At 69.8% G+C, this 22,583-nt stretch carries 21 protein-coding genes; 5 read left to right on the top strand and 16 right to left on the bottom strand.

Annotation, left to right across the window (positions count from 1 at the left end):
- Positions 1-18 precede the first annotated feature (18 nt).
- The 4 genes from ACK4JY_RS05990 to lipA are packed head-to-tail and all read right to left on the bottom strand — an operon-like array spanning position 19 to position 3,076.
- A complete protein-coding gene (locus tag ACK4JY_RS05990; protein WP_409603783.1) occupies positions 19-549 on the bottom strand; it encodes a GNAT family N-acetyltransferase in 531 nt (176 codons plus the stop codon).
- Positions 542-1,654 carry an NAD(P)/FAD-dependent oxidoreductase gene (locus ACK4JY_RS05995; protein ID WP_409603784.1) on the bottom strand — a complete coding sequence of 371 codons (1,113 nt, stop codon included), beginning with the start codon at positions 1,652-1,654 and terminating at the stop codon, positions 542-544. The genes ACK4JY_RS05990 and ACK4JY_RS05995 overlap by 8 nt, the downstream gene beginning before the upstream one ends.
- Positions 1,651-2,106 carry a type II toxin-antitoxin system RatA family toxin gene (locus ACK4JY_RS06000; protein WP_409603785.1) on the bottom strand — a complete coding sequence of 152 codons (456 nt, stop codon included), beginning with the start codon at positions 2,104-2,106 and terminating at the stop codon, positions 1,651-1,653. The genes ACK4JY_RS05995 and ACK4JY_RS06000 overlap by 4 nt, the downstream gene beginning before the upstream one ends.
- Positions 2,107-2,113: 7 nt before the next feature.
- On the bottom strand, positions 2,114-3,076 hold the full coding sequence (gene lipA, locus ACK4JY_RS06005; protein WP_409603787.1) for a lipoyl synthase: 963 nt from the start codon (positions 3,074-3,076) through the stop codon (positions 2,114-2,116).
- Between the two features lie 162 nt (positions 3,077-3,238).
- On the opposite strand from lipA, the gene ACK4JY_RS06010 reads away from it, so the two are divergent.
- Complete coding sequence (locus ACK4JY_RS06010) at positions 3,239-4,798, top strand: AMP-binding protein (protein ID WP_409603788.1); 1,560 nt, start codon at positions 3,239-3,241, stop codon at positions 4,796-4,798.
- Between the two features lie 61 nt (positions 4,799-4,859).
- Positions 4,860-5,252, top strand: coding sequence for a DoxX family protein (locus tag ACK4JY_RS06015; RefSeq protein ID WP_409603790.1), 393 nt, complete (start codon positions 4,860-4,862; stop codon positions 5,250-5,252).
- Here ACK4JY_RS06015 and ygiD read toward each other — a convergent pair whose 3' ends face one another.
- The 4 genes from ygiD to ACK4JY_RS06035 all read right to left on the bottom strand — a co-directional run bounded on the left by ygiD (position 5,253) and on the right by ACK4JY_RS06035 (position 8,049).
- On the bottom strand, positions 5,253-6,008 hold the full coding sequence (gene ygiD, locus ACK4JY_RS06020) for a 4,5-DOPA dioxygenase extradiol (RefSeq protein WP_409603792.1): 756 nt from the start codon (positions 6,006-6,008) through the stop codon (positions 5,253-5,255).
- Positions 6,008-6,610: an NAD(P)H:quinone oxidoreductase gene (gene wrbA, locus ACK4JY_RS06025; protein WP_409603793.1), complete on the bottom strand. Its 603-nt coding sequence runs from the start codon at positions 6,608-6,610 to the stop codon at positions 6,008-6,010. The genes ygiD and wrbA overlap by 1 nt, the downstream gene beginning before the upstream one ends.
- A gap of 84 nt (positions 6,611-6,694) precedes the next feature.
- Entirely contained in the window at positions 6,695-7,162 is a 468-nt protein-coding gene (locus ACK4JY_RS06030; RefSeq protein WP_409603795.1) for a hypothetical protein, read from the bottom strand.
- On the bottom strand, positions 7,159-8,049 hold the full coding sequence (locus tag ACK4JY_RS06035) for a M15 family metallopeptidase (RefSeq protein WP_409603797.1): 891 nt from the start codon (positions 8,047-8,049) through the stop codon (positions 7,159-7,161). Before ACK4JY_RS06035 ends, ACK4JY_RS06030 begins: the two co-directional genes overlap by 4 nt.
- Before the next feature lie 219 nt (positions 8,050-8,268).
- On the opposite strand from ACK4JY_RS06035, the gene ACK4JY_RS06040 reads away from it, so the two are divergent.
- Together ACK4JY_RS06040 and mazG are read left to right on the top strand one after the other, a co-directional pair.
- Complete coding sequence (locus tag ACK4JY_RS06040; RefSeq protein WP_409603798.1) at positions 8,269-9,657, top strand: MFS transporter; 1,389 nt, start codon at positions 8,269-8,271, stop codon at positions 9,655-9,657.
- A complete protein-coding gene (gene mazG, locus ACK4JY_RS06045) occupies positions 9,654-10,439 on the top strand; it encodes a nucleoside triphosphate pyrophosphohydrolase (protein ID WP_409603799.1) in 786 nt (261 codons plus the stop codon). The genes ACK4JY_RS06040 and mazG overlap by 4 nt, the downstream gene beginning before the upstream one ends.
- 63 nt (positions 10,440-10,502) lie before the next feature.
- Here the strand turns inward: mazG and ACK4JY_RS06050 are convergent, their stop codons facing one another.
- From ACK4JY_RS06050 to dusB, 7 genes are all read right to left on the bottom strand, one after another.
- Positions 10,503-11,504, bottom strand: coding sequence for a sensor histidine kinase (locus tag ACK4JY_RS06050; RefSeq protein ID WP_409603800.1), 1,002 nt, complete (start codon positions 11,502-11,504; stop codon positions 10,503-10,505).
- 94 nt (positions 11,505-11,598) lie between these two features.
- Positions 11,599-12,921 carry a GTPase HflX gene (hflX, locus tag ACK4JY_RS06055; protein WP_409603801.1) on the bottom strand — a complete coding sequence of 441 codons (1,323 nt, stop codon included), beginning with the start codon at positions 12,919-12,921 and terminating at the stop codon, positions 11,599-11,601.
- Positions 12,922-13,046: 125 nt separating this feature from the next.
- Complete coding sequence (gene hfq / locus ACK4JY_RS06060) at positions 13,047-13,292, bottom strand: RNA chaperone Hfq (RefSeq protein ID WP_168048505.1); 246 nt, start codon at positions 13,290-13,292, stop codon at positions 13,047-13,049.
- Positions 13,293-13,400: 108 nt separating this feature from the next.
- Positions 13,401-14,264: a D-amino-acid transaminase gene (locus ACK4JY_RS06065; RefSeq protein WP_409603802.1), complete on the bottom strand. Its 864-nt coding sequence runs from the start codon at positions 14,262-14,264 to the stop codon at positions 13,401-13,403.
- Positions 14,261-15,679, bottom strand: a complete 1,419-nt coding sequence (locus ACK4JY_RS06070) for a sigma-54-dependent transcriptional regulator (RefSeq protein ID WP_409603803.1) — start codon at positions 15,677-15,679, stop codon at positions 14,261-14,263. Before ACK4JY_RS06070 ends, ACK4JY_RS06065 begins: the two co-directional genes overlap by 4 nt.
- Positions 15,680-15,688: 9 nt before the next feature.
- Complete coding sequence (locus ACK4JY_RS06075) at positions 15,689-17,983, bottom strand: ATP-binding protein (protein WP_409603804.1); 2,295 nt, start codon at positions 17,981-17,983, stop codon at positions 15,689-15,691.
- On the bottom strand, positions 17,980-19,032 hold the full coding sequence (gene dusB, locus ACK4JY_RS06080; RefSeq protein WP_409603976.1) for a tRNA dihydrouridine synthase DusB: 1,053 nt from the start codon (positions 19,030-19,032) through the stop codon (positions 17,980-17,982). Before dusB ends, ACK4JY_RS06075 begins: the two co-directional genes overlap by 4 nt.
- 63 nt (positions 19,033-19,095) lie before the next feature.
- Between dusB and ACK4JY_RS06085 the strand changes: the two genes are divergently transcribed.
- On the top strand, positions 19,096-20,247 hold the full coding sequence (locus ACK4JY_RS06085) for a bifunctional 2-C-methyl-D-erythritol 4-phosphate cytidylyltransferase/2-C-methyl-D-erythritol 2,4-cyclodiphosphate synthase (protein ID WP_409603805.1): 1,152 nt from the start codon (positions 19,096-19,098) through the stop codon (positions 20,245-20,247).
- Position 20,248: 1 nt separating this feature from the next.
- Here ACK4JY_RS06085 and ACK4JY_RS06090 read toward each other — a convergent pair whose 3' ends face one another.
- Positions 20,249-22,549: a fused MFS/spermidine synthase gene (locus tag ACK4JY_RS06090; RefSeq protein WP_409603806.1), complete on the bottom strand. Its 2,301-nt coding sequence runs from the start codon at positions 22,547-22,549 to the stop codon at positions 20,249-20,251.
- Positions 22,550-22,583 lie beyond the last annotated feature (34 nt).

Genomic DNA, 22,583 nt, shown 5'->3' on the forward strand with positions numbered 1-22,583 from the left:
GGCTTCAGGCCGGAATGGTCAAGCCAAGGCGCGTTCCATGACGATGAAGGACAGGTCGTCCCGCAGCGGCAGGCCGAAGCGCGGCTCGCCATAGGGGAACGGCAGGGTCTCGCCGGTGGGGGCGTAGCCGAGCCGCTGGTACCACTGGATCAGGGTCTCGCGCTGCGGCAGGACGGAGATGCGCACCCGCCGCGCGCCGAAGCGCTCGCGGAGGGCCGCATGGGCGGCCTCGATCAACCGACGGCCCAGGCCGCCGGCCTGCAAGGTTGGCTGAACCGAGAGCATGCCGAAATAGCCGACGCCGGCGCCGCGGTCGGCGATCAGGATGCAGCCGATCAGGTCTTCGCCGGCAAAGGCGGCCAGCATGGCCTGATCGGGATCGGAGAGGATGTCCGCCAGATCCGCGGGATCGGTGCGCTGGCCCTCCAGCAGATCGGCCTCCGTCGTCCAGCCGGCGCGCGAGGCCTCGCCGCGGTAGGCGCTCTCGATCAGCCGGTGCAGCGCGGGGATGTCGGCCGGGCCGGCGTCGCGGATGCGGAGGTCAGTCATGGTGCAGCAGGTCGGCGACGGCCTCGCCGATGGCCAGCGAGCTGGTGAGGCCCGGGCTCTCGATGCCGAACAGGGCGACGAGGCCAGGGATGCCGTGGTCGTCGCGGCCGCGCAGCTGGAAGTCGGGCTGGGGCTCGCCCGGCCCGTGCAGCTTGGGCCGGATGCCGGCGTAGTCGGGCGTCAGGGCGCCGTCCGGCAGCCCCGGCCAGAAGCGGCGGATGTAGCGCTCGAAATCGGCGGCTCTCGCGGGGTCGACCGAATAGTCCTCGGTCTCGACATAGACGAGGTCGGGGCCGAACACGGCCTGGCCGCCGAGGTCCTTGCGATAGTGGGTGCCGAGGGCGCCGGGGATCGGCGGCGGATAGATCAGCCGCTCGAACGGCGCCTTGCCGGTCAGGCGAAAATAGACGCCCTTGCCGAAATGGCCGGCCGGGATGTTCAGGGGCGGATAGCCCTCGATCCGCCCGGCGACGGTCTGGGCGGCCAGCCCCGGGGCGGTGACGAGCAGGCGCGTCGTCAGCACCGCCCCGCCCTCCCCGCCCGCGGTGATCGTGAAGCCGCCACCGGGCAGAGGTTCGGCCCGTTCGAACGGGGTCGAGACGACGACCGACCCGCCGGCGTCCTCGATCTCGCCCTGCAGGGCCAGCATATAGCCGTGGCTGTCGAAGACGCCGCTTTCGGGGGACAGGATGGCGGCGTGGGCGTTCAGCCCGGGCTCCAGCGCCCGCGCCTGGGCGCCGGTCAGATGCTCCAGCGCCTCGACCTCATTGGCCGTGGCCAGGTCGAAGATGGTCTCGATGCGGGCGACCTCGGCCTCGTCGGTGGCCACGACCAGCTTGCCGCAGCGGCGGTAGTCGACCTTGTGGCTGTCGAGGAAGGCGTACAGCAGCCGGCGGCCGGCGACGCAGTAACGCGCCTTGAGCGAGCCGGTCGGATAGTAGAGGCCGCCGTGGATGACCTCGGAATTGCGCGAGGAGACGCCCTGGCCGATGTGCGGCTCCCGCTCCAGCACCAGCACGGACAGGCCCCGCTTCGCCAGCGCCCGGCCGCAGGCGAGACCGACCGCGCCGGCGCCCACGACCGTCGCGTCGAAGTCGAAGCTCATGCTTTCGAGCCGTACAGGCTGGCCGCGCGCGCCTCGAAACAGTGCATCAGCTTGCCGACCGCGCGATCAAAATTGGCGTGCAGGACGCCGTCGAGCAGCCGCGACTTGAAGGCGAAGTCGATGAAGAACTCGACGCGCGTCCCGGCCGGATCGGGGAAGAACTCCCAGCGGTTGTTCAGGTGTTTGAAGGGCCCGCGCAGCAGGCCGACCTCGACCCTGTCGCGGTTCGTGTCATGCCGCACCCAGGTGGAGAACCGCTCCTTGAGGAAGGAGAAGCCGACGGCGGCCTCGGCGTCGAGCACCGAGACGCCGGGCGCTTCCTCGCGCGCGCTCCAGGTTCGCATGGCGGTGACCCAGGGCACGAACTCGGGATAGGCGCGCACGTCGGCGACCAGCGCGGCCAATTGGGCGGGCGTGTACGGCAGGATGCGGGTGACGCGGTGGACGGCCAATCGCGGCTCAGCGACCGGTCTGGGCCAGACGGGCGGCGCGCAGGCGCGCGAAGTCGTCGCCGGCGTGGTGCGAACTGCGGGTCAGGGGCGACGAGGACACCATCAGGAAGCCCTTGGCCCGGGCGATGGCCTCATAGGCCTTGAACTCGTCCGGGGTGACGAACCGGTCGATGGCCGCGTGTTTGCGCGTCGGCTGCAGGTATTGGCCGATGGTGATGAAATCGACGCCGGCCGAGCGCATGTCGTCCATCACCTGCATGACCTCTTCGCGGGTCTCGCCGAGGCCGACCATGATGCCGGACTTGGTGAACTGGTTGGGATCGCGCTCCTTGACCATCTGCAGCAGGCGCAGGGAGTGGAAGTAGCGGGCCCCGGGGCGGATCTTCAGATACAGCCGCGGCACCGTCTCGAGGTTGTGGTTGAAGACGTCGGGCGTGGCGTCGATCATGACCTCGGCCGCCCCGTCCTTGCGCAGGAAGTCGGGGGTCAGGATCTCGATGGTGGTGTTGGGCGCCTGCAGCCGGATCTGGCGCACGACCTCGGCGAAATGGGCGGCGCCGCCGTCGGCGACGTCGTCGCGGTCGACGCTGGTGATGACGACGTGGTTGAGGCCCAGCTGGGCCACGGCCAGACCGACCTTGCCGGGCTCTTCAGGGTCGAGCGGCTGCGGCAGGCCGGTTTTGACGTTGCAGAAGGCGCAGGCGCGGGTGCAGGTGTCGCCCATGATCATCAGCGTGGCGTGCTTCTGGCTCCAGCACTCGCCTATGTTCGGGCAGGCCGCCTCCTCGCAGACCGTGACCAGACCCTTGTCCTTCACGATGGCTTTGGTGGCGTTGTACTGGCCCGAACCGGGCGCCTTGACGCGCAGCCAGTCGGGTTTCTTCAGCACGGCGGTCTCGGGCCGGTTCTGCTTTTCCGGGTGACGCAACTCGGCCGGCGTCTTCCTCAGGGTGTCGATCAGCGTGACCAAGGCGTCGCGGGCTCCGGGCTGTGCGGAACCGCTATGTCGTCCTTCCGGGGGGCGAAGGCAAGGCGAGGGCGAAGCTCACGCAAGGTAACCTATCTTTTCAACGCCCTCCCCGCCCTCTAGTTTGCCCGCTCAAACCAAGGCGCGGTCAACGCGCCACGGAGGATGTCTTTGCGCCTACCCCTGGACCCCACGGTCGTCGAAGAGACGGTCTTCGATGCCCTGATCGCGGCCCGCGACACCTATGGCGACAAGGAGATCCTGGAGGACCAGGACCGCAAGCCCCTGACCTATACCGGGCTGATCCGCGCCGCCTTCGTGCTGGGCCGCAAGATCGCCGCCATGACCGAACCGGGCGAGCGGGTCGGCATCCTGCTGCCGGCCAGCATGGGGGTGGTGGTGACCTTCTACGGCCTGCACGCCCACGGCCGGGTGCCGGTGATGATCAACTTCACCTCGGGCGAGCTCAATGTGAAGGCGGCGATCAAGGCCGCCGGGGTCGACAAGGTGCTGACCGCGCGGCGCTTCATCGAACAGGCCAAGCTGGACGATCTGATCGGCCATATCGAATCGGTCGCCGAGGTCGTGTGGCTGGACGACGTGCGCCAGTCGATCGGCCTGCCGGACAAGCTGTACGGCCTGATGGCGGGTCTGATGCCGAAGCGGTTCCGGGTCCAGACCGAGCCTTCGTCGCCGGGCGTGGTGCTGTTCACCTCGGGCAGTTTCGGGGCGCCCAAGGGCGTGGTGCTGAGCCAGTGGAACCTGGTCGCCAACTGCCGCCAGGTTGCGCAGCACATCGCCCTGGATCCGGCCTGGGTGATGTTCAACCCCCTGCCGACCTTCCACTGTTTCGGCCTGACCGGCGGGGTGCTGCTGCCGCTGCTGCAGGGCCTCAAGGCCTTCCAGTATCCCTCGCCGCTACACGCCAAACAGATCGTCGAACTGCTGCCTGACGTGAAGGCCTCGGTCCTGTTCGCGACCGACACCTTCCTGAACCAATACGCCCGCGTCGCCGGGCCGGACGATTTCTCGACGGTGCAGTTCGTCGTCGCCGGGGCCGAGCGGGTGCGGGACGAGACCCATCACCTGTTCAACACCCGCTTCCACGGCCTGAAGCTGCTGGAGGGCTATGGGGCCACCGAGGCCGCGCCCGTGGTCGCCGTCAACCACCCCGACCGCAACCGGCCCGGCACCGTCGGACAGGTCATGCCCGGCATGGAATGGCGGCTGGACCCCGTCGACGGCATCGACGAGGGCGGCCGGCTGTATCTGCGCGGTCCCAATGTGATGAAGGGCTATCTGTCGCCCGACGATCCCGACGTCATCGAGCCGCTCGACGGCGGCTGGCACGACACCGGCGACATCGTCGCGATCGACGACGAGGGCTACATCAGCATCCTCGGGCGGGTGAAGCGGTTCGCCAAGATCGGCGGCGAGATGGTGTCGCTGGCGGCGGTCGAGGGTCTGGCCAGCGCCGTCTGGCCTGAGGCGCGCCACGCCGTGGTCTCCATCCCGGACACCCGCAAGGGCGAAAAGCTGGTGCTGGTCACCGACCGCAAGGACGCCGACGTCGCCCGTCTCGCCGAATGGGCGCGCAGCCACGGCGCGCCGGAGCTGGCGGTGCCGAAGAAGATCCTGCGGGTCGACGAACTGCCGGTGCTGGGCACGGGCAAGACCGACTATGTGGCGATCCAGCAGCTGGTCGACCTCGACAAGGCGGCCTGAGGGCGCTTTGAGAGAACGCTGATTCGGGCTCACAGTCCCTGCCTGACAAAGGGAGGGTTCCATGTTCAGCCAGTTCTCATCGTACCAGCCGCAGCTGCTCAGCCTGCTGCGCATCGTCGCCGGACTTCTGTTCGTCACGCACGGCACCGCCAAGGTGCTCGGCTTCCCCGCGCTTGAGGGGCTGCCGCCGCCGGGCCTCAGCCTGGCCGGCCTGTCGGGGCCGCTGGAGCTGCTCTTCGGGACATTGCTGGTGCTCGGCCTGTTCACCCGGCCGGTCGCCTTCCTCGCCGCCGGCTTCTGCGCCGTCGGCTATTGGGCGGTGCACGCCGGACAGGGGGCCATTCCGCTCGCCAATGGCGGCGAGCTGATCGCCCTCTACTGCTTCGTCTGGCTGTATTTCGTCGCCGCCGGGCCGGGGCCGTGGTCGGTCGACGCCGCGATGAAGCGCGCCTGATCAGCCGATCCGGACGCCCGTCATCGAGATCGATCCGCCCTCGATGACGTCAGTGAAGAAGCTGACGTCGTCGCCCGGCCGGCGCTGGGCGGCGACGTACAGCAAGGGCAGGAAATGCTCGTCGGCGGGGACGCTCATCTGCGCGTCTTCGGCGAGGTCTACCCAGGCGGTCAGCGCGGCGTCGTCGCCGCGGACCAGCGCCGCCTTGACCGCCTCGTTGAACCGGGTGGCCCAGGCATAGGGCTCGCCGCCCGCCCGCTTCCAGGTACGATGATTGTGCACGAAGTCGCCGGAGCCGGCGATGACCACGCCTTCTTCGCGAAGCGGCGTCAGCCGGCGCGCCAGATCGAAATGACCCTGGGCGTCCAGCCGACGATCCAGCGAGAGCTGGACGACCGGTACGTCCGCCTCGGGCCAGACATGGGTCAGCACCGACCAGGTCCCGTGATCCAGACCCCATGCCTCGGTCGGCGCGGCGCCGGTCAGCTCCGACACCCGCCGGGCCAGCCCGGGCGAGCCCGGCGCGGGGTACTGCATCGCATGCAGTTCGTCCGGGAAAGCGCCAAAATCATGGATGGTTTCGGGACGGGACTGCGCCGTGACGTACGGTCCTTCGGTCTCCCAGTGGGCCGAGACCATGACCACGCCGGCGGGCTTGCCCACGGCCTGACCGAGGGCGCGCCAGCCGTCCGCATGGGGACCGCCCAGCGCGTTCATCGGCGATCCGTGACCAAAGAAGAGCGCGGGCTGGCGCACTACGCCACCAGCTTCTTCGCCGTCTCGGCGACATAGCGGCCCTGCCAGCGCGCGCCCTCGAGCTCGTTCTCGCTGGGCATGCGCGAACCGTCGCCGCCGGTGATGGTGGTGGCCCCATAGGGCGAGCCGCCGGTCATCTCGTCGATGCGCGACTGGCCGGCCCAGGCGTAGGGCAGGCCCGCCACGATCATGCCGTGGTGCAGCAGGGTCTGGATGAGGCCGATCAGGGTGGTCTCCTGGCCGCCGTGCTGGGTTGCGGTCGAGGTGAAGGCCGAGCCGACCTTGCCGACCAGACCGCCCTTGGCCCAGACGCCGCCGGTCTGGTCGAGGAAGTTGCGCATCTGCGACGCCGCCGTGCCGTAGCGGGTGCCCGCTCCGACGATGATGGCGTCATAGTCGGCCAGCTGATCGACCTCGGCGATCGGCGCCGCCTGTTCCAGCTTGTAGCCGCTCTTGCGGGCCAGTTCATCCGGCACCAGTTCGGGAACCCGCTTGATGTCGACGACCGCGCCTTCGACGGACCGGGCGCCCTCGGCGACCGCCTCCGCCATGGCTTCGACGTGGCCGTAGGTGGAATGATACAGAACCAGGATCTTGGGCATGAGCTTCTCCGCTGGTGAAGGATTGGAACCGCAACCGGTACTGTATCAGATAGGCGCCCGGCTCGCCAGAGACAACCCCCGGGGTCAGCGTCCGATCCGGGGTCCCAGCGGACAGACGCGGTCGTAGAACTCAACCGGCGCCGGAACCGCGCCGCCGCGAAGAAGCCGGAACCGGTGCTCCACCACCATGGCCTGTTGTTCGATGTTCAGTCCCGCCCAGCGACAGTCCATGCCCGTTGGATAGGCGTAGGAGGCGGGGCGGTCCCCTGCCCGCAGCTTGCCTGTCAGGAGATTGACGCCTTGCTGGGCCTGCCAGACGTGGGTCAGTTCGTGGATCAGCAGAGCCTGGAGCCCGAGCGGCGCCGCAGTGATGTCCGGCGGCAGGGACCGGGCGGGCCAGACGATCCACTCGCGGCCAAACCAGCGCCCGGGCACGAAGGCGCGATTGAACGGCCATGGCGCGGGCAGAAGCCGGACGGTGTCGCTATGCAGGTCGTCACCAAAGGCCTCGCGGGCGAGGTCTCGCTCACCGGTCGTTAGCGGCCGGATCACGGCGCCGCGGCCGCGGCATAGCCGCCGGTCGGGCTGACCCACTCCCAGTGCCAGGGCTCATAGACATAGGGGACGAAGCCGAAGCGGTGGGCGTTGCGGACCAGCCAGCGGTAGGTGGCGGTGCGGCTCATATGCAGGCGGCTGGCCGGAGACGTGTTGTCGACGCCGAGCCCGGCAAGCTGGCCGACATAGAGATCGACCGCCGTGCCCGTCCGGTGCGGCGAGCAGACGGCGCGGCGCAGGCCGTCGCAATTGCCCTGGGCGGCGCAGCGGGCGGCGTCGGCCTCCGGGTCGCGGAAGCCGGAAAAAATCTGCAGCAGCTCCGGGTCAGCGGCGACCTCGGGCACTTCCTGGCGCGCCGCCGCCACCATCAGCCGGTAGGCGGCCAGCACGTCGCGCCGCAACAGGCGCGTCAGCCGGTCGGCGTGCTCTTCGGACTCGACGAGGTAGCCGAGCTGGTAGAGCGGCGGCGGGTCCGGGCACGGCTGCTCGCGGACCCGCTCCATGATGAACGGCCGCCGCTGCTGCCACAGGCCGCGGAAGACCTGGAAGGTGGCCGGATCGAACCAGCCGGTGGCCGGCAGGCCGTTGGCGTACTGGAAGTCCGCCAGCGCCCGGGCGAAACGCGGCGACCCGGGGGCGCAGCCGGTGCCCAGCTCCTTCTGGATCAGCGGCAGATAGGTTTCCCAGCCCCACTCCGTCGGGCCGAACGGAGCCCACTGCAGCGAGCCGTGCGACAGGGCGTTGGCCAGCGCCGGGGCGCTCCACTCGATCTCGTCGCCGTCGCAGATCTCGGCGCCGCGGGACTGGGCGACGGCGCGGTCGGGGACGGCGGCAACCGCCGCCGACAGGACCGCCAGACTCAGGAGGATACGGGTCAGGGCCATGATTGAAGCAAGCCCGAGCCGGCGGCCGAGGGCAAGGGGGCGCATTTGAAAGCCGGTTCCGACAGGGACAATTCGCCCGGGACAAGGACGACATCACGTCCCGGGACATGGGCGACAGGCGAGACATCCACGACACGGTTCGAGGACCATGCGCCGGACCGCAAAAAGCGGCATGGTGACGCTGCGGCCGACTCAGGGCCGACGCCTTCGGACCCGTCCATGACCGACGCCGCCCCGACCGCCACCAACGCGACCGCCAGCGTTCCGCGCCGCTCCAACGCCATCCTCGCCGCCTTTTCCGGGCCGTGCCTGCCGCTGGCGGCCTTCGGCGTCGCCCTGCCCGTCACCCTGCCGGAGTTCTACGCCACCTATGTCGGGCTGGAGCTGGGCGTGGTCGCGGCGGTGTTCATGGCCGTGCGGCTGATCGACATCGTCTTCGACCCCTTCATCGGCTGGGGTATGGACCGGACGAAGACCCGCTTCGGCCGCTACCGCCCGTGGATGGCGATCTCGACGCCGATCCTGATGCTGTCGGCCCTGATGATGTTCGTCCTGGTCCAGCCCGGCGCGGGCGCGGCCTATCTGTTCGGCTGGCTGCTGGTGCTCTACCTCGGCTTCTCGATCGGCACCCTGGGCCAGCTGGGCTGGGCCTCGGTGCTGGCGCCGCAGTACGACCAGCGCAGCCGGGTCTACGGCTGGTGGCAGGTGTTCAACATCATCGGCGTGATCCTGATCCTGGTCCTGCCGACCATCGTCGTGAAGACCGGCCTCGGCGACTACGCCGACGGCGTGCGCATCATGGGCTGGGCCATCATGATCGCCCTGCCCGTCACCATCGGCCTGGCCCTGTTCGTCGTGCCCGAGCCGGTCAACGCGGGGGCCGCCCCGCACGGCGGGCCGAAGGCCTATCTGGGCCTGTTCGCCAAGACGACGGTGCGCAAGCTGCTGTTCGCCGACCTGCTGCTGGGCGTCGCGCCTGGCATCACCGGCTCGCTGCTGTTCTTCTTCTTCGGCCAGATCAAGGGCTACGACCACACCCAGGCCTCGCTGTTCATGCTGTTCTATTTCGTCGCCGGACTGGTCGGGGCGCCGTTCTGGGCCTGGCTGGCGACGCGGATCGGCAAGGACAAGGCGCTGGCCGTCGCCAGTCTGGTGTTCGCCGCCTTCTACATCGGCGCGACCCTGGTTCCCGGCGGCAATTTCGCCCTGACCGCCGCGGCCATGTTCATCGCTGGCCTGCCTTATGCCGCCGGCCTGTTCCTGCTGCGGGCGATGATGGCCGACGCCGGCGACGAGATCCGGCTGGATACGGGCGTCGACCGGACCGGCCTGATGTTCTCCATCCTGTCGGCCACCACCAAGATCGGCCACGTCGTCGCCCTGATCCCCTATCTGATCCTGCAGTGGGTCGGCTTCCGCGCCCTGCCGGGACCGGAGGGCAACAGCGAGAGCTCGCTGCTGGCGCTGCAGATCCTGTTCATCCTCGTGCCCGGCCTGCTGCTGGCGGCGGCGGCCCTGGTGCTCAGGGGCTATCCGCTGACGCCGGCGCGGCATGACGAAATCCGCAAGGCGCTTGAGGCCCGCGACGGCGCGGCGGAACCGGCGTGACCCCCGTCGACCGCCTCAACGGCATCATGGCGAAGCTGCGCGACCCGGTCGGCGGCTGTCCGTGGGATGTCGAGCAGACCTTCGCCACCATCGCCCCCTATACGATCGAGGAGGCCTATGAGGTCGCCGACGCCATCGAGCGCGGCGACATGGACGAGCTGAAATCCGAGCTCGGCGACCTACTGTTCCAGGTCGTCTTCCACGCCCGCGTGGCCGAGGAACAGGGGCTGTTCGTCTTCGACGACGTGGCTGAGGCCATCGCCGACAAGCTGGAGCGCCGTCATCCGCACGTGTTCGGCGACGAGGCGGCGAAGCCGGACGGTGTGGCCCAGAAGGCCCGTTGGGAAGACATCAAGGCGGCCGAACGCGCCGCCAAGGCCCAGCATGGCGTGCTGGACGACGTCCCGGTCGGCCTGCCGGCGCTGGCCCGCGCGGCCAAACTGACGAAGCGGGCGGCCCGTGTCGGTTTCGACTGGCCCTCGACCGACGAGGTGTTCGACAAGCTGGACGAGGAGGTCGCGGAACTGCGCGTCGAGATCGCCGCCGGGGATCTGGACAAGGCGCGCGAGGAGGTGGGCGACCTGTTGTTCGTGGTCGCCAATCTGGCGCGGAAGCTGGGGGTAGAGCCGGAAGACGCCCTGCGCGGGGCGAACGCGAAATTCGTCCGGCGGTTCGGCTTTATCGAGGCGGAGCTGGCGAAGGACGGGCGTGGGCCCGAGCATTCGGACCTGGCCGAGATGGACGGGCTGTGGGACGCCGCCAAGGCGGCCGAGCGGGGCTAATCCTCCACCACGCTTCGCATGGTCCCCCTCCCCATCGCCGCGACAGGGAGAAGACGGGCGGCGCTACAGCGCCACCTTGTCCTTGTTCATCCGCAGGCGGACCACCAGACCCTGCTCGGCCCAGTCCTTTTCGATGGCGCCGTCCAGCTGGCGGGCCATGGCGCGCTCGACCATCTGGCTGCCATAGCCGCCCTTACCCTTGGGCGGGTGCACTGGCGGGCCGCCCTGTTCCGTCCAGGCGATCACCAGCTCGGTGTCATGCGCCGAGCAGGAGACATCGAGGGTCCCGGTCTCGGCGGACAGGGCGCCGTATTTGAGCGAATTGGTCGCCAGCTCATGGACGATCAGGGCCAGGGCGTTGGCCGCCTGCTCGCCCACGCCCATGCGCGGCACCGAGACCCGGATGCGGCCGCTGAAGGCGCCGAGGTCGTCATACGGCGCCAGCAGGACGGACAGGAGGTCCCCCAGCAGGGCCGCCTTGCCTTCCTCGCCCGGCAGCGGACGGACCAGATCGTGGGCGCGGCCGAGGGCGGTGAGTCGCTGGGTCAGCTCGCGGGCCATGTCGGCGCTCGATTCCACCGACCGGGACGTGATCGCCGTCAGGCCCGAAGCGATGGCCAGCAGGTTCTTGACCCGGTGACTCATTTCGCCCGCGAGCAGCTCGTGACCTTCCTCGGCCTGCTTGCGCCCGGTCACGTCGATGAAGATGCCGAACATCTTGCGGCTGACCATGCCGAGGTCGTCGCCCTGCCCGCGGGCGGATATCCAACGGACGTCGCCGGCGACGAGGATGCGGAAATCGATTTCATAGGGGCCGACGACCGCCCGGGTGGCGGCGAAGGCGGCCCGCACCCGGTCACGATCCGCCGGGTGGATGTGCGAGGACAGGTCTTCGAAGGTGACTGTGGGCTGAACCTCCATGCCCCACAGCCCGAAGGCGGCGTCGTCCATGGCGAAGGTGTCGTCATCGACGTTCCATGACCACAGCGCGACCCCGGCGGCCAGAAGGCCCCGTTCAAGGTCGGCGACGTTCCAGTTGGACGTCCCGGCGTTCGTCTTCGGCATCAACCAAGCCCACCTGCAGCGCCCGCGCACCCGCGAGCGACCCCTCAATACACCGTCCTAACACATGAGAGGGATCGGCGTTCATCCCGGCGATTCAGCGGGCTAGGGAAAACTGCCGCTCGAACCGCCCGAGGGCCGCCGGATGAAGCCGGACCACCAGCTGGGTCCGGCCCGTGTCGTCGGTCTCGCGCCCGGTGACGCGTCCGTTCTCGTACAGCCAGGCGAGGGCCTCGCCCTGCGACGGGTCCAGCACCAGCGCCGTCTCCGGGTCGTCGTCGATCAGGCCGGCGATCGTCTCGCGCAGCTGTTCGATCCCCTCCCCGGTCCAGGCCGACACCGCCGCCGCCTTGCCCTCGCGGGAGAGGCGTTCGGCCTGACCCAGCACGGCCTCGCGCGCGTCGGCGTCCAGCAGGTCGATCTTGTTCCAGACCTCGAGCACCCGGCGGGTCTTGCCCTCCGGCGTCTCGATCTGTTTCAGCACCGCCTCGACGTCCTTCGCCTGGGCCGCGCTGTCGGGGCTGGCGATGTCGCGCACGTGCAGGATCAGGTCCGCCTCGCCGACCTCCTCCAGAGTCGCGCGGAAGCTCTCGACCAGTTCGTGCGGCAGGTCGGAGATGAAGCCGACGGTGTCAGCGACGATGGCTGGCCGACCCTGCGGCAAGCGGATGGTGCGCTGGGTGGTGTCGAGGGTGGCGAACAGCAGGTCTTTCGCCACCACGTCCGAGCCGGTCAGCCGGTTGAACAGGGTCGACTTGCCGGCGTTGGTGTAGCCGACCAGGGCCACGGTCGGGAACGGCACTTTCTGGCGCTGTTTGCGGTGCAGGCCGCGGGTGCGGCGCACCTCTTCCAGCTCGGCCTTGAGCTTGACGATGCGGTCGGCGATCAGGCGCCGGTCGAGCTCGATCTGGGTCTCGCCGGGGCCGCCGGTGTTGCCGGTGCCGCCGCGCTGGCGTTCCAAGTGGGTCCAGGTGCGGACGAGGCGGGATTTCTCATAGTCCAGCCGGGCCAGCTCGACCTGCAGCCGGCCTTCCCTGGTGCGCGCGCGGCGGCCGAAAATTTCGAGGATCAGGCCGGTGCGGTCGATGACCTTGCAGTCCCAGGCCTTTTCCAGATTGCGCTGCTGCACCGGCGAGATGTCGTCGTCGACGACCACAGCCTCGGCCTCGGCGGTGCGGACCAGGGCGGCCAGTTCCTCGACCTTGCCCGAGCCGAACAGGGTGGCGGGCGTGACCTTGCGGATGCGCACGATCTCTTCGCCGCGCACGTCGAGGTCCAGCGCGCGAGCCAGGCCCACGGCCTCCTCGAGCCGCTCGACCGACTGGCGCGAGCTGTCGCTGGCGCCGGAGTCGGAGCGTTCGGGATGGATGACGACCGCCCGGATCAGCGGGACGGCGTGGTCGATTAGCTGGCTGGCCAAGTCTGGGGTGTTCGCTTTCGTCACGGGGAGGGGCTTGCTGACAAACAACCGTCAGACTCGCCGAACGATCCGGCCTCAACCGGATCGTTGCAAAGATAGTGCGTCGCCGCCCGAATTGAAGCGCGTCAGTCCTCGTCGGCGTCCGGTTCGTACAGCTGCACCGGGGCCGACGGCATGATGGTCGAGATGGCGTGCTTGTAGACCAGCTGGGACTGGCCATCGCGGCGCAGCAGCACACAGAAGTTGTCGAACCAAGTCACGATGCCCTGCAGCTTGACGCCATTGACCAGGAAGATGGTCAGCGGCGTCTTGGTCTTGCGGACGCTGTTGAGGAAGGTGTCCTGAAGGTTCTTGGACTTGTCTTGCGACATGGCAGGTTCAGCCTGTTCTTGCTTGTTCTCCGGCCGAGGGAGCGGCGCGGGGCTGGATCGGATGTCCGGCCCCATACCTTAGACGCGGCCCGCGCGGGCCCGCAACGCCTAGATGGCGTCGCGGCGCGCCTGATCCAGGTACAGGGCGCGCAGGCGGGTGGTGATCGGACCCGGCTTGCCGTCGCCGATGGTGACGCCGTCGATCGACACGGCGGGCATGACGAAGGCCCCGGCGGCGGTGAAGAAGGCCTCCTTCGCCCGCTTGGCCTCGTCGACGCTGAACGGCCGTTCGTCCAGTTCGACGCCCTCTTCCTCGATCAGCGCCATGATCGCCGTACGGGTGATCCCTTTCAGGATGTTGGCCTGGGTGTCGCGCGTCCGCAGCTTGCCGTTCTCGTCGACGATCCAGGCGTTGGTCGACGAGCCCTCGGTGACCAGGCCCATCTCGTCGACCATCCAGGCCTCATAGGCGCCCCGCTCGCGCGCCTGCTGCTTGGCCAGAACATTGGCCAGAAGCCCGACGGTCTTGATGTCGCAGCGGCCCCAGCGGATGTCCGGGACGGTGACGACCGCGACGCCCTTTTTCGCCGTGGCCTCGCTGCGGTCGGCGCTGATCGACTTCGCGGTCACGACGACGCTGGGCGGGGTGCGCTCGGCCGGGAACGGATGGTCCCGCCGCGCCGTGCCGCGCGTGACCTGCAGATAGACGATGCCGTTGCGGACCCGGTTGCGGCGGATGGTCTCCTGCAGCACGCGGGTCAGGGACTCGCGGGTCATCGGAATGTCGATGCGCAGCTCGCTCAGGCTGCGGTGCAGGCGGGTCATATGGCCGTCGAAATCGGCCATGCGGCCGTCGAACACCGACCAGACCTCATAGACGCCGTCGGCGAACTGGAAGCCGCGGTCCTCGACGTGGATCACGGCCTGGCCGTGCGGCTGGTACTGGCCGTTGACATAGGCGACCCGGCTCATCCCTCGATCCCTCCATCTTCCTCGTCGTCGACGACGCCGCGCGCCGGCGACACGCCGAGCGACTTCAGCTTGCGGTGCAGGGCCGACCGCTCCATGCCGATGAAGGCCGCGGTGCGCGAGATATTGCCGCCGAAGCGCATGATCTGGGCGGCCAGATATTCGCGCTCGAACACCTCGCGCGCCTCGCGCAGCGGCAGGGCGATGATGCGTTCGGCTCCCAGCGAGCCGCTGGAGCCGGCGTTGGTCGCCTCCTGCGGCAGGGAGTCGGCGCCGATCGGCTCGTTGACGTCGCCGGTGGCGAGGATCAGCAGCCGCTCGACGTTGTTGCGCAGCTGGCGAACGTTTCCCGGCCACGGATGGACCTGCAGCACCGCGACCGCGTCGTCGCCGAGCCGGCGACGGGGCAGCCCCTGCGAGACGGCCAAGGTTTCGATGAAATAGTCGACCAGTTCCTGGATATCCTCGCGGCGCTCCGCCAGGGCCGGAACCCGGATCGGCACCACGTTCAGGCGGTGGAACAGGTCTTCGCGGAAGCGGCCCTCGGCGATCTCCTGTTTGAGGTCGCGCGAGGTCGAGGTGATCACCCGGACATCGACCTGGACATCCTGTTCGCCGCCGACGCGGCGGAAGCGCTGCTCGACCAGCACGCGGAGGATGCGGCTCTGGCTCTCGCGCGGCATGTCGCCGACGTCGTCGAGATACAGGGTGCCGTTGTGCGCCCGTTCGAAGACGCCGATCTTGCTGGGGCGGCCGTCGTGGCCTTCTTCGCCGAACAGTTCGAGGTCGAGACGCTCGGGCGTCATGCCCGCCGCGGCGATGGCGACGAACTCGCCGCGGGCCCGGGCCGAGGCCTCGTGGATCTGGCGCGCCACCAGCTCCTTGCCGCTGCCGGGCGGGCCCGAGATCAGCACCCGGCTATTGGCCGGCGCGACCTTCGCGATGGTGCTGCGCAGGGTCTGGGCCGCGGCCGAGCGGCCGATGAAACCGGTCGGGGCCGCCACCTGGGCCCGCAGACGGCGGTTCTCGCGCTTCAGCGAGGTCGCTTCCAGCGCCCGCTGCACGACCACCACGAGGCGATCCGACTTGAACGGCTTCTCGATGAAGTCATAGGCGCCGCCCTGCAGGGCCGTCACCGCCGTCTCGATATTGCCGTGGCCGGAGATCATCACCACGGGCAGGTCCGGATCCAGCGCCTTGATCACATCCAGCAGCTCCAGCCCGTCGAGTCCGCCGCCCTGCATCCAGATGTCGAGCAGGGCCAGAGACGGCTTGCGCGCCCGGATCGCGGCCAGCGCCTCGTCCGAGTTGGAGGCCGTGCGAACGGCGTGGCCCTCGTCCTCAAGCAGGCCGGAGACCAGCTCGCGGATGTCCGCCTCGTCGTCGACGACCAGAATGTCGGCTCCCGTGGATCGCATGTCGCCTCGCTATTCGCCGGCCGGGACGGTGGAGGACCGGGAAGCCTTCGCGGCCTTGCCTCCGGCCGCGCCGGCCGTTTCAGTTGGAGATTTCAGGGGGAAGATCAGACAGACCCGCGCGCCGGACATCGGCTCGGCGTCGGCCAGCTTAAGTTCGCCGCCGTGGTCCTCGCAGATGCGTTTGACGATGGCGAGGCCGAGGCCCGTGCCCTTCTCGCGGGTGGTGACATAGGGCTCCGTCAGCCGGTCCCGATCCTTGTCGGGCAGGCCGATGCCGTCGTCCTCGATGATGAAGGTGGCGACGTCGTCGGCGACCTCCAGCCGGGCCGAGATGCCAGGCAGGCTGTCGTCGCCGGGCTTCGGCGCCAGCGCCCGACGGGTCGCCACGGCCTCGCCGGCGTTCTTGAGAATATTGGCCACGGCTTGGCCGACCATCCGGCCGTCGGCCTGCAGGGTCACCGTGGGCAGGGGCTCGGCCAGCTCCACACCGATGTCGGGGACCGCCACGCGCTGGGCGAAGACCGCCTCCCGCAGCAGTTCGGCCGGGTCCTCGGCGGTGAAGCGCGGCGCGGGCATGCGGGCGAAGGACGAGAATTCGTCGACCATGCGGCCGATGTCGCCGACCTGGCGGATGATGGTCTCGGTGCAGCGGTCGAACACCTCGACATCGTCGCCGACCTGGCTGCGATAGCGCCGCCGCAACCGTTCGGCCGACAGCTGGATCGGCGTCAGGGGGTTCTTGATCTCGTGCGCGATGCGCCGGGCGACGTCGCGCCAGGCGGCGTTGCGCTGGGCCGTGACCAGGCGGGTGATGTCGTCGAAGGTCAGCACCATCTCGCCGCCGACGCCGCCCTCGATCCGCACGCGCAACCGGCGCGTCTCGCCGCCGCGGCTGACGTCGATCTCTTCCTCGATGTGGGCCTCGGCCCGGCCGGCGAGCTCGCTCAGCTCGGGGGCGGCCTCGCCCAGCGGCCGGCCGATGATCTCGCCGTCGGAGAGGGCCAGCAGCTCGACGGCGCTGTCGTTGATCGCTGACACCCGGCGCAGGCGATCGACGCCGATGACCCCCGCCGACACGCCGGAAAGCACCGTCTCGATGAACAGGGTCCGTCCCGTAGCTTCCTCGCTCGCCGCCCTCAACGCCGCCTGCTGCGCTTCGAGGTCCCCGGTCATGCGGTTGAAGGCGGCGGTCAGGGTCTTGATCTCGCCTGGGCCTTCGTCGCCCTCGACCCGCGCCGTCAGGTCGCCGCCGGCCACCCGGTCCGCGGCCTCGACCAGCCGTCCGATCGGGGCGGATATCGCCGTAGCGGCCGACATGCCGAGCCAGACGGCGCCCACCAGCACCAGCAGGGCCGTCTCGACATAGCTGAGAGCGAAGGCGGCCTGGATCCGCTCCCGGCTTTCCTGGGCTTCGCGGTAGGCGACGATCGCCGCCTCGCCGTTGCGCATCTGCGCGATCAGCCCGGGCTGCAGAGGCCGCACAAGATACAAATAGGCCTCGCCATAGGTCGGCAGCGCCATCAGCGACCGGACGGAGTCGGGCGCTTCGGTGATCTGCTGCGGCGGCTGGCCGTCGTCGGCGGCGGCCTCCAGCATCTCGCGCGGCGGCGCCAGATATGGCGGCGCGCTCGCGCCCTCGCCGCTGGCCAGAACCTCGCCCTCGGCGCCGAGAATGTAGATGGCCGGGTAGCCGAACAGGTCGGCGATCTGCACCAACGCGTCAGAGAACTGGATGCGGTTCTCGAACAGCGGCTGGGCCCCGGCCAGTTGTTCGGAAATGACGATCAGATCCGAATCCATCTCGGCCGAGACATCTTCGACATACGCCCGGCCGATCGTCGCGCCGTTCTCCACGGCGGCCTGGACGTTGCCGCTGAACCACTGATCCACGCCCCGATTGACCAGAACGCCGAACACCAAGGCGATCAGCACCGCCGGCACCAGGGCCACGAGAGAGAACAGGGTGACGAAGCGAAGATGCAGCCGTGTTCCGGCGTGGGTCCGGCGCTGGAACAGCGAGAAGACCCGGCGACCGACCACCAGGGCCAGGCCGCCGATCAGCAGCAGGTTGACGGCCAGGATGACCAGCACCGCCTGGCTGGCGACGGCCCGGGCGCCCTCGCCGCTCGCCCCGGGCGCGACCGCCACCAGCCAGATGGCGGCCACGGTGATCACAAAGGCGAGGCTGTAGGCGATCAGAAAGGCGTTGCGGCGGCGTTCCTCGGACCAGTCGGCGAACCAGCGCGCCGGGCCGCGGGGCGGGAGGGCGTTGATTTCGGCTGGCGTGGAGGGCGTGTCCGTCATCGCGCTCCAGCTTCGGCGAACTGTGGCCAAATATCAACAGATGAGTTGCCCGAAAACGTCACCGGATCCCACAACTCCGCCAGCGCCGACTCGACCGCTTCGGGCGTCTCCAGGCGGCAAAGCCGGGCCTTGGCCGCCCGGCGGTCCAGCGGATCGGCGGGCCACGGCGCCTGTTCGATGTACCAACCCAGATGCTTGCGGAACATCTTCAGGCCCAGCGGCAGGCCGTAGAAGGCGACCGAGGCGCGCAGGTGCTCGATGACGATGGCCAGCCGCGCCGTCGCGTCCGGCTCCTGCATCACCGTCCCGTCGGCCAGCGCCCGCTCGAGATGCGCCGCCAGCCACGGCCGCCCGTAGATGCCCCGCCCCAGCATCAGGGCGTCGGCGCCTGACGCCGCCAGCGCGGCCCGGGCGTCCTCGACGGTCAGGATGTCGCCATTGACGACCACCGGGACGCTGACCGCCGCCTTGACCTCGCCGACCGCGTTCCAGTCGGCCACGCCGGTATAGAACTGCTGACGTGTGCGGCCGTGTACCGTGATCGCCCGCACCCCGAGCGCCTCGGCCCGCCGCGCCAGGTCCGGGGCATTGCGGCTGGCGTCGTCCCAGCCGAGCCGCATCTTGACGGTGACCGGGCGGGTTGTGGCGTTCACCGCAGCCTCGATCAGGCGACAGGCAAGGTCGGGAGTCCGCATCAGGGCCGAGCCGCAGGCCGCGCCGGTGACTTCCTTGGCCGGACAGCCGAAATTGAGATCGATGATGTCGGCCCCGGCGCGCTGGGCCATGCACGCCCCTTCGGCCATGGCGTCCGGGTCGCGTCCGACCAGCTGGATCACCGTCAGCGGCAGGCCCTCGCCCACGGCGGCCCGCCGCACCACGTCCGGTCGGGCGCGGGCCAGTTCGGCGGCGGCGACCATTTCGGTGGCGACATAGGCCGCGCCCAGCCGGCTGGCCAGCCGCCGGAACGGCAGGTCGGTGATGCCGGTCATGGGCGCGGTCAGCACCCGTCCGGGCACCCACACGTCTCCGATTTGCACGCCACTCGCCATCGGGTCCTTACCGCCGTTCATGTCGCCCTCGTCAAGCACGACGGCGGCGATTAGAAGGCCGGGATGACATCGCCCCTCCCCGCCTTCGTCGCCATCGTGGTCGCCGCCGGTTCCGGTTCCCGCGCCGGCGGAGGCAAGCAATGGCGGTCGCTCGGCGGCAAGCCGGTGATCCGCTGGTCGGTCGAAGCCCTGCTGGGCGCGGGCGCCAAGGACCTGGTCGTGGTGATTCCGGCGGGGGCGGAAGCCGAGGCGCGCGAGGCGCTGGCGGGGCTGACTGGCTGGCGCATCGCTCCGGGCGGCGGCGCCCGCGCCGACTCGGTGCGCAACGGGCTGGCGGCGCTCGGCGGCGCGGCGGACCGCCCGGTGCTGATCCACGACGCCGCCCGACCGATTCTGGACGCGGCGGTGATCCGCCGGGTGCTAGAGGCCCTGTCCGACGCCGACGGCGGCCTGCCCGCCCTGCCGGTGGCCGACAGCCTGCGCCGGGCCGAGGATGGCGTGATGGCGGGTGCGATCGAGCGCAACGGCCTCTGGCGCGCCCAGACCCCGCAGGCCTTCCGCTACCAGGCCATCCTCGACGCCTATGCGGCCTGGCCCGCTGACGAAATCGCCACCGACGAAGCGACCGTGGTCCAGCGCGCCGGCGGCCGGATCCGGGTCGTCGACGGCGACCCGCGACTCATGAAACTGACCTTCCCCGAGGATTTCGCCATGGCCGAGGCCCTGCTCCCGCGTCAGACCCGCGTCGGCCAGGGCTTTGACGCCCACCGCTGGGGCCCCGGGTCATCGGTCTGGCTGTGCGGCGTCGAGATCGCCCATGACCAGACGCTGATCGGCCATTCCGACGCCGACGCCGGCCTGCACGCCCTGACCGACGCCCTCCTCGGCGCCATGGGCGATGGCGACATCGGCGATCATTTCCCGCCCACCGATCCGCAATGGAAGGGGGCCGCGTCCGACCGGTTCCTGGTCCACGCCGTCGAGCGGTTGCACGCCCGCGGCGGCCGGCTGGTCAATGTTGACGTGACGCTGATCTGCGAGCGGCCCAAGGTGAAGCCGCATCGTCAGGCCATGCGCGAACGCCTCGCCGAACTCCTGTCGCTTCCGCTCGACGCGGTCAGCGTCAAGGCGACCACGACCGAGGCGATGGGCTTCACCGGCCGCGGCGAGGGCCTCGCCGCGCAAGCTGTGGCGACGATCTCGCTGCCGGCCTGAGCTACGGCCGTTCGGGCGGCGGCCGGAAGGCGCGCCACAGCGCCCCCAGCATGTTGACATAGTCGTCGGTCCACGGGCGCACGTCGGTCTCGGGGACCTCACGCCAGCCCGGCTTGCCGCGGAAATCGGCCAGGCCTAGCTCGCTCTGCGAGATCACCAGGGCCTCGGTCGAGGCAATGGCCATCGCTGGCAGCGACCCGTCGTCGACATACAGTCCGTGCAGGGCCGGGCGGCCCAGCGCCCTGGCCGCCGCCACGGTCGGCAGGACGATCTCGAGGTTGCGGTTCGACAGGTGCAGCAGCACCACCCCCTCGGGCTTCAGCAGCCGCAGATAGCCTTCGATGGCCTCGACCGTCAGCAGGTGGGTCGGCACGGCGTCGGATGAGAAGGCGTCGATGATCAACAGGTCATAGGTCCCCGGCGGCTGGTCATCCAGCGTCAGCCGCGCATCGCCGAGCACGGTGTCGACCTCGCCGACGGCGCAGTCGGAGATGTAGGTGAACCAGCGCGGATCGCGCGACAGGCGGTCGACCATCGGGTCGATCTCGAAGAAGGTCAGGGAGTCGCCGGCGCGCTTGTAGGCGGCCATGGTCCCCGCCCCCTGCCCGACCACGCCGACGCGGGCCGGACCCCGGGCCTGGACGATCTCGGCCGACTGCCCGATCGGGGTGCGCGGGTGATAATAGAGCGTCGGCTGGCAGTCGTAGCGGGGATCGCGCGCCTGCGACCCATGCCAGGTGGTGCCGTGGGTCAGGACATGGACGTCGCCGCCCAGCCCCGGGTCCTGCTGGCTCGCCACCCGCATGACGCCGAAGAAGCTGCGCTCGGTGTAGCTGTAGTCGTACCCCCGGGCGATGAACTGGGCGCTGAGGCCGATCATCAGCAGGGCGGCGGTGAAGACCTGGGCGCGGTCGCGCAGCAGGAAGGCGCAGACGACCGCCGGACCGAGGATCAGCATGCAGAGCGTCTGCAGCGGGAACAGCGGCATCATCCGCCACAGAGCGGCCCAGGCGTCGAGGTCGGCGGTCATCCACCCTGACAGGCCGGCGGCGGCGGCCGTCAGCACGGCGATGGCGACCAGGGCGCCGATCTCCTCGCCGCGCAGCGGCCGGCGGTCCCACGGGCGCGCCAGGCCGACCAGCACCAGCACCAGCGGATATTCCCACACCATGTTGAAGATCACCGGCGCCAGCAGGGCGGTGAAGGCGCCGCCGACGACCCCGCCGACCGACAGCAGCAGATAGAATTCGGTCAGCCGGTCCGGCGGCGGCCGCCGGGCGGCCAGCATCTGGTGGCACATCAGGGCGGCCGCGAAGAAGGCGAGGATGTGGATGACGAAGGCGACGCGGATGTCGAGGGTGCGGAAGGCCACCACCAGCACCACCATCGCCCCGAGTGCGGCCTGCAGCACCAGGGTGACGGGCAGCGGGATCCACGGCCGCGCCTGGAAGGCGATGACGAAGGTCAGCAGATACAGGGCCAGCGGGACGACCCACAGGAAGGGCGCCGAGGCGACGTCGGTCGACAGGTGGGCGGTGACGCCGAGCATCAGGCTGGACGGCGCGGCGGCCAGCAGGACCAGCACGCCCTTTTCGCGCCACGGGATGGCCGGCGTCGCCGCCAGCTGCGCCGGTTCGCTCGCCGTATCCAGCCGCCGGCGCCAGACCACGACGGCGAGGGCCGCGACCATCAGCAGGAAGGCTGCATACCCCCCGGTCCAGCCCATCCTCTGCCCCAACAGATTGGTCAGCGGCTCGATCACGAACGGATAGGACAGCAGGGCGAGGAAGCTGCCGAGGTTGGACGCGGCGTAGAGGACATAGGGGTTCCGGCCATCGGCATGACCGGCACGGACCCGCGCGAACCAGGCCTGCAGCAGGGGCGCCGTCGCCGACAGCACCGCGAACGGCGCACCGACGGACAGCGTCAGCGTCGCCAGCAGCCACAGGATCGGCGCGGCCGGATCGGGGTCGCCCAGCATTCCATTGATCCGCAGCGGCAGGAACAGGGCGGCGACCAGCAACAGGCCGAGATGGATCGCCACCTGGACCTTGATCGAGGCCACCCGCTGCAGCAGGTGCGCATAGAGGTATCCGCCCAGCAGCGCCGCCTGGAAGAAGACCATGGCGGTGTTCCACACCGCCGGCGATCCGCCCAGCATCGGCAGGACCAGCTTGGTGACCATCGGCTGGACCACGAAGACCAGCGAAGCCGAGGTGAAGATGGCGACCGCGAACAGCAGCGGGGTCAGCCGGTCGGCCGGGCGGACAGACAGGTCGGAGTCGCCAGTGGTGTCGCTCATGCCCGCCCCGTATGCTGGCGCCGTACCGGGGCGC

It is taken from the genome of Brevundimonas sp., from assembly GCF_046295595.1.
Lineage (GTDB): Bacteria > Pseudomonadota > Alphaproteobacteria > Caulobacterales > Caulobacteraceae > Brevundimonas.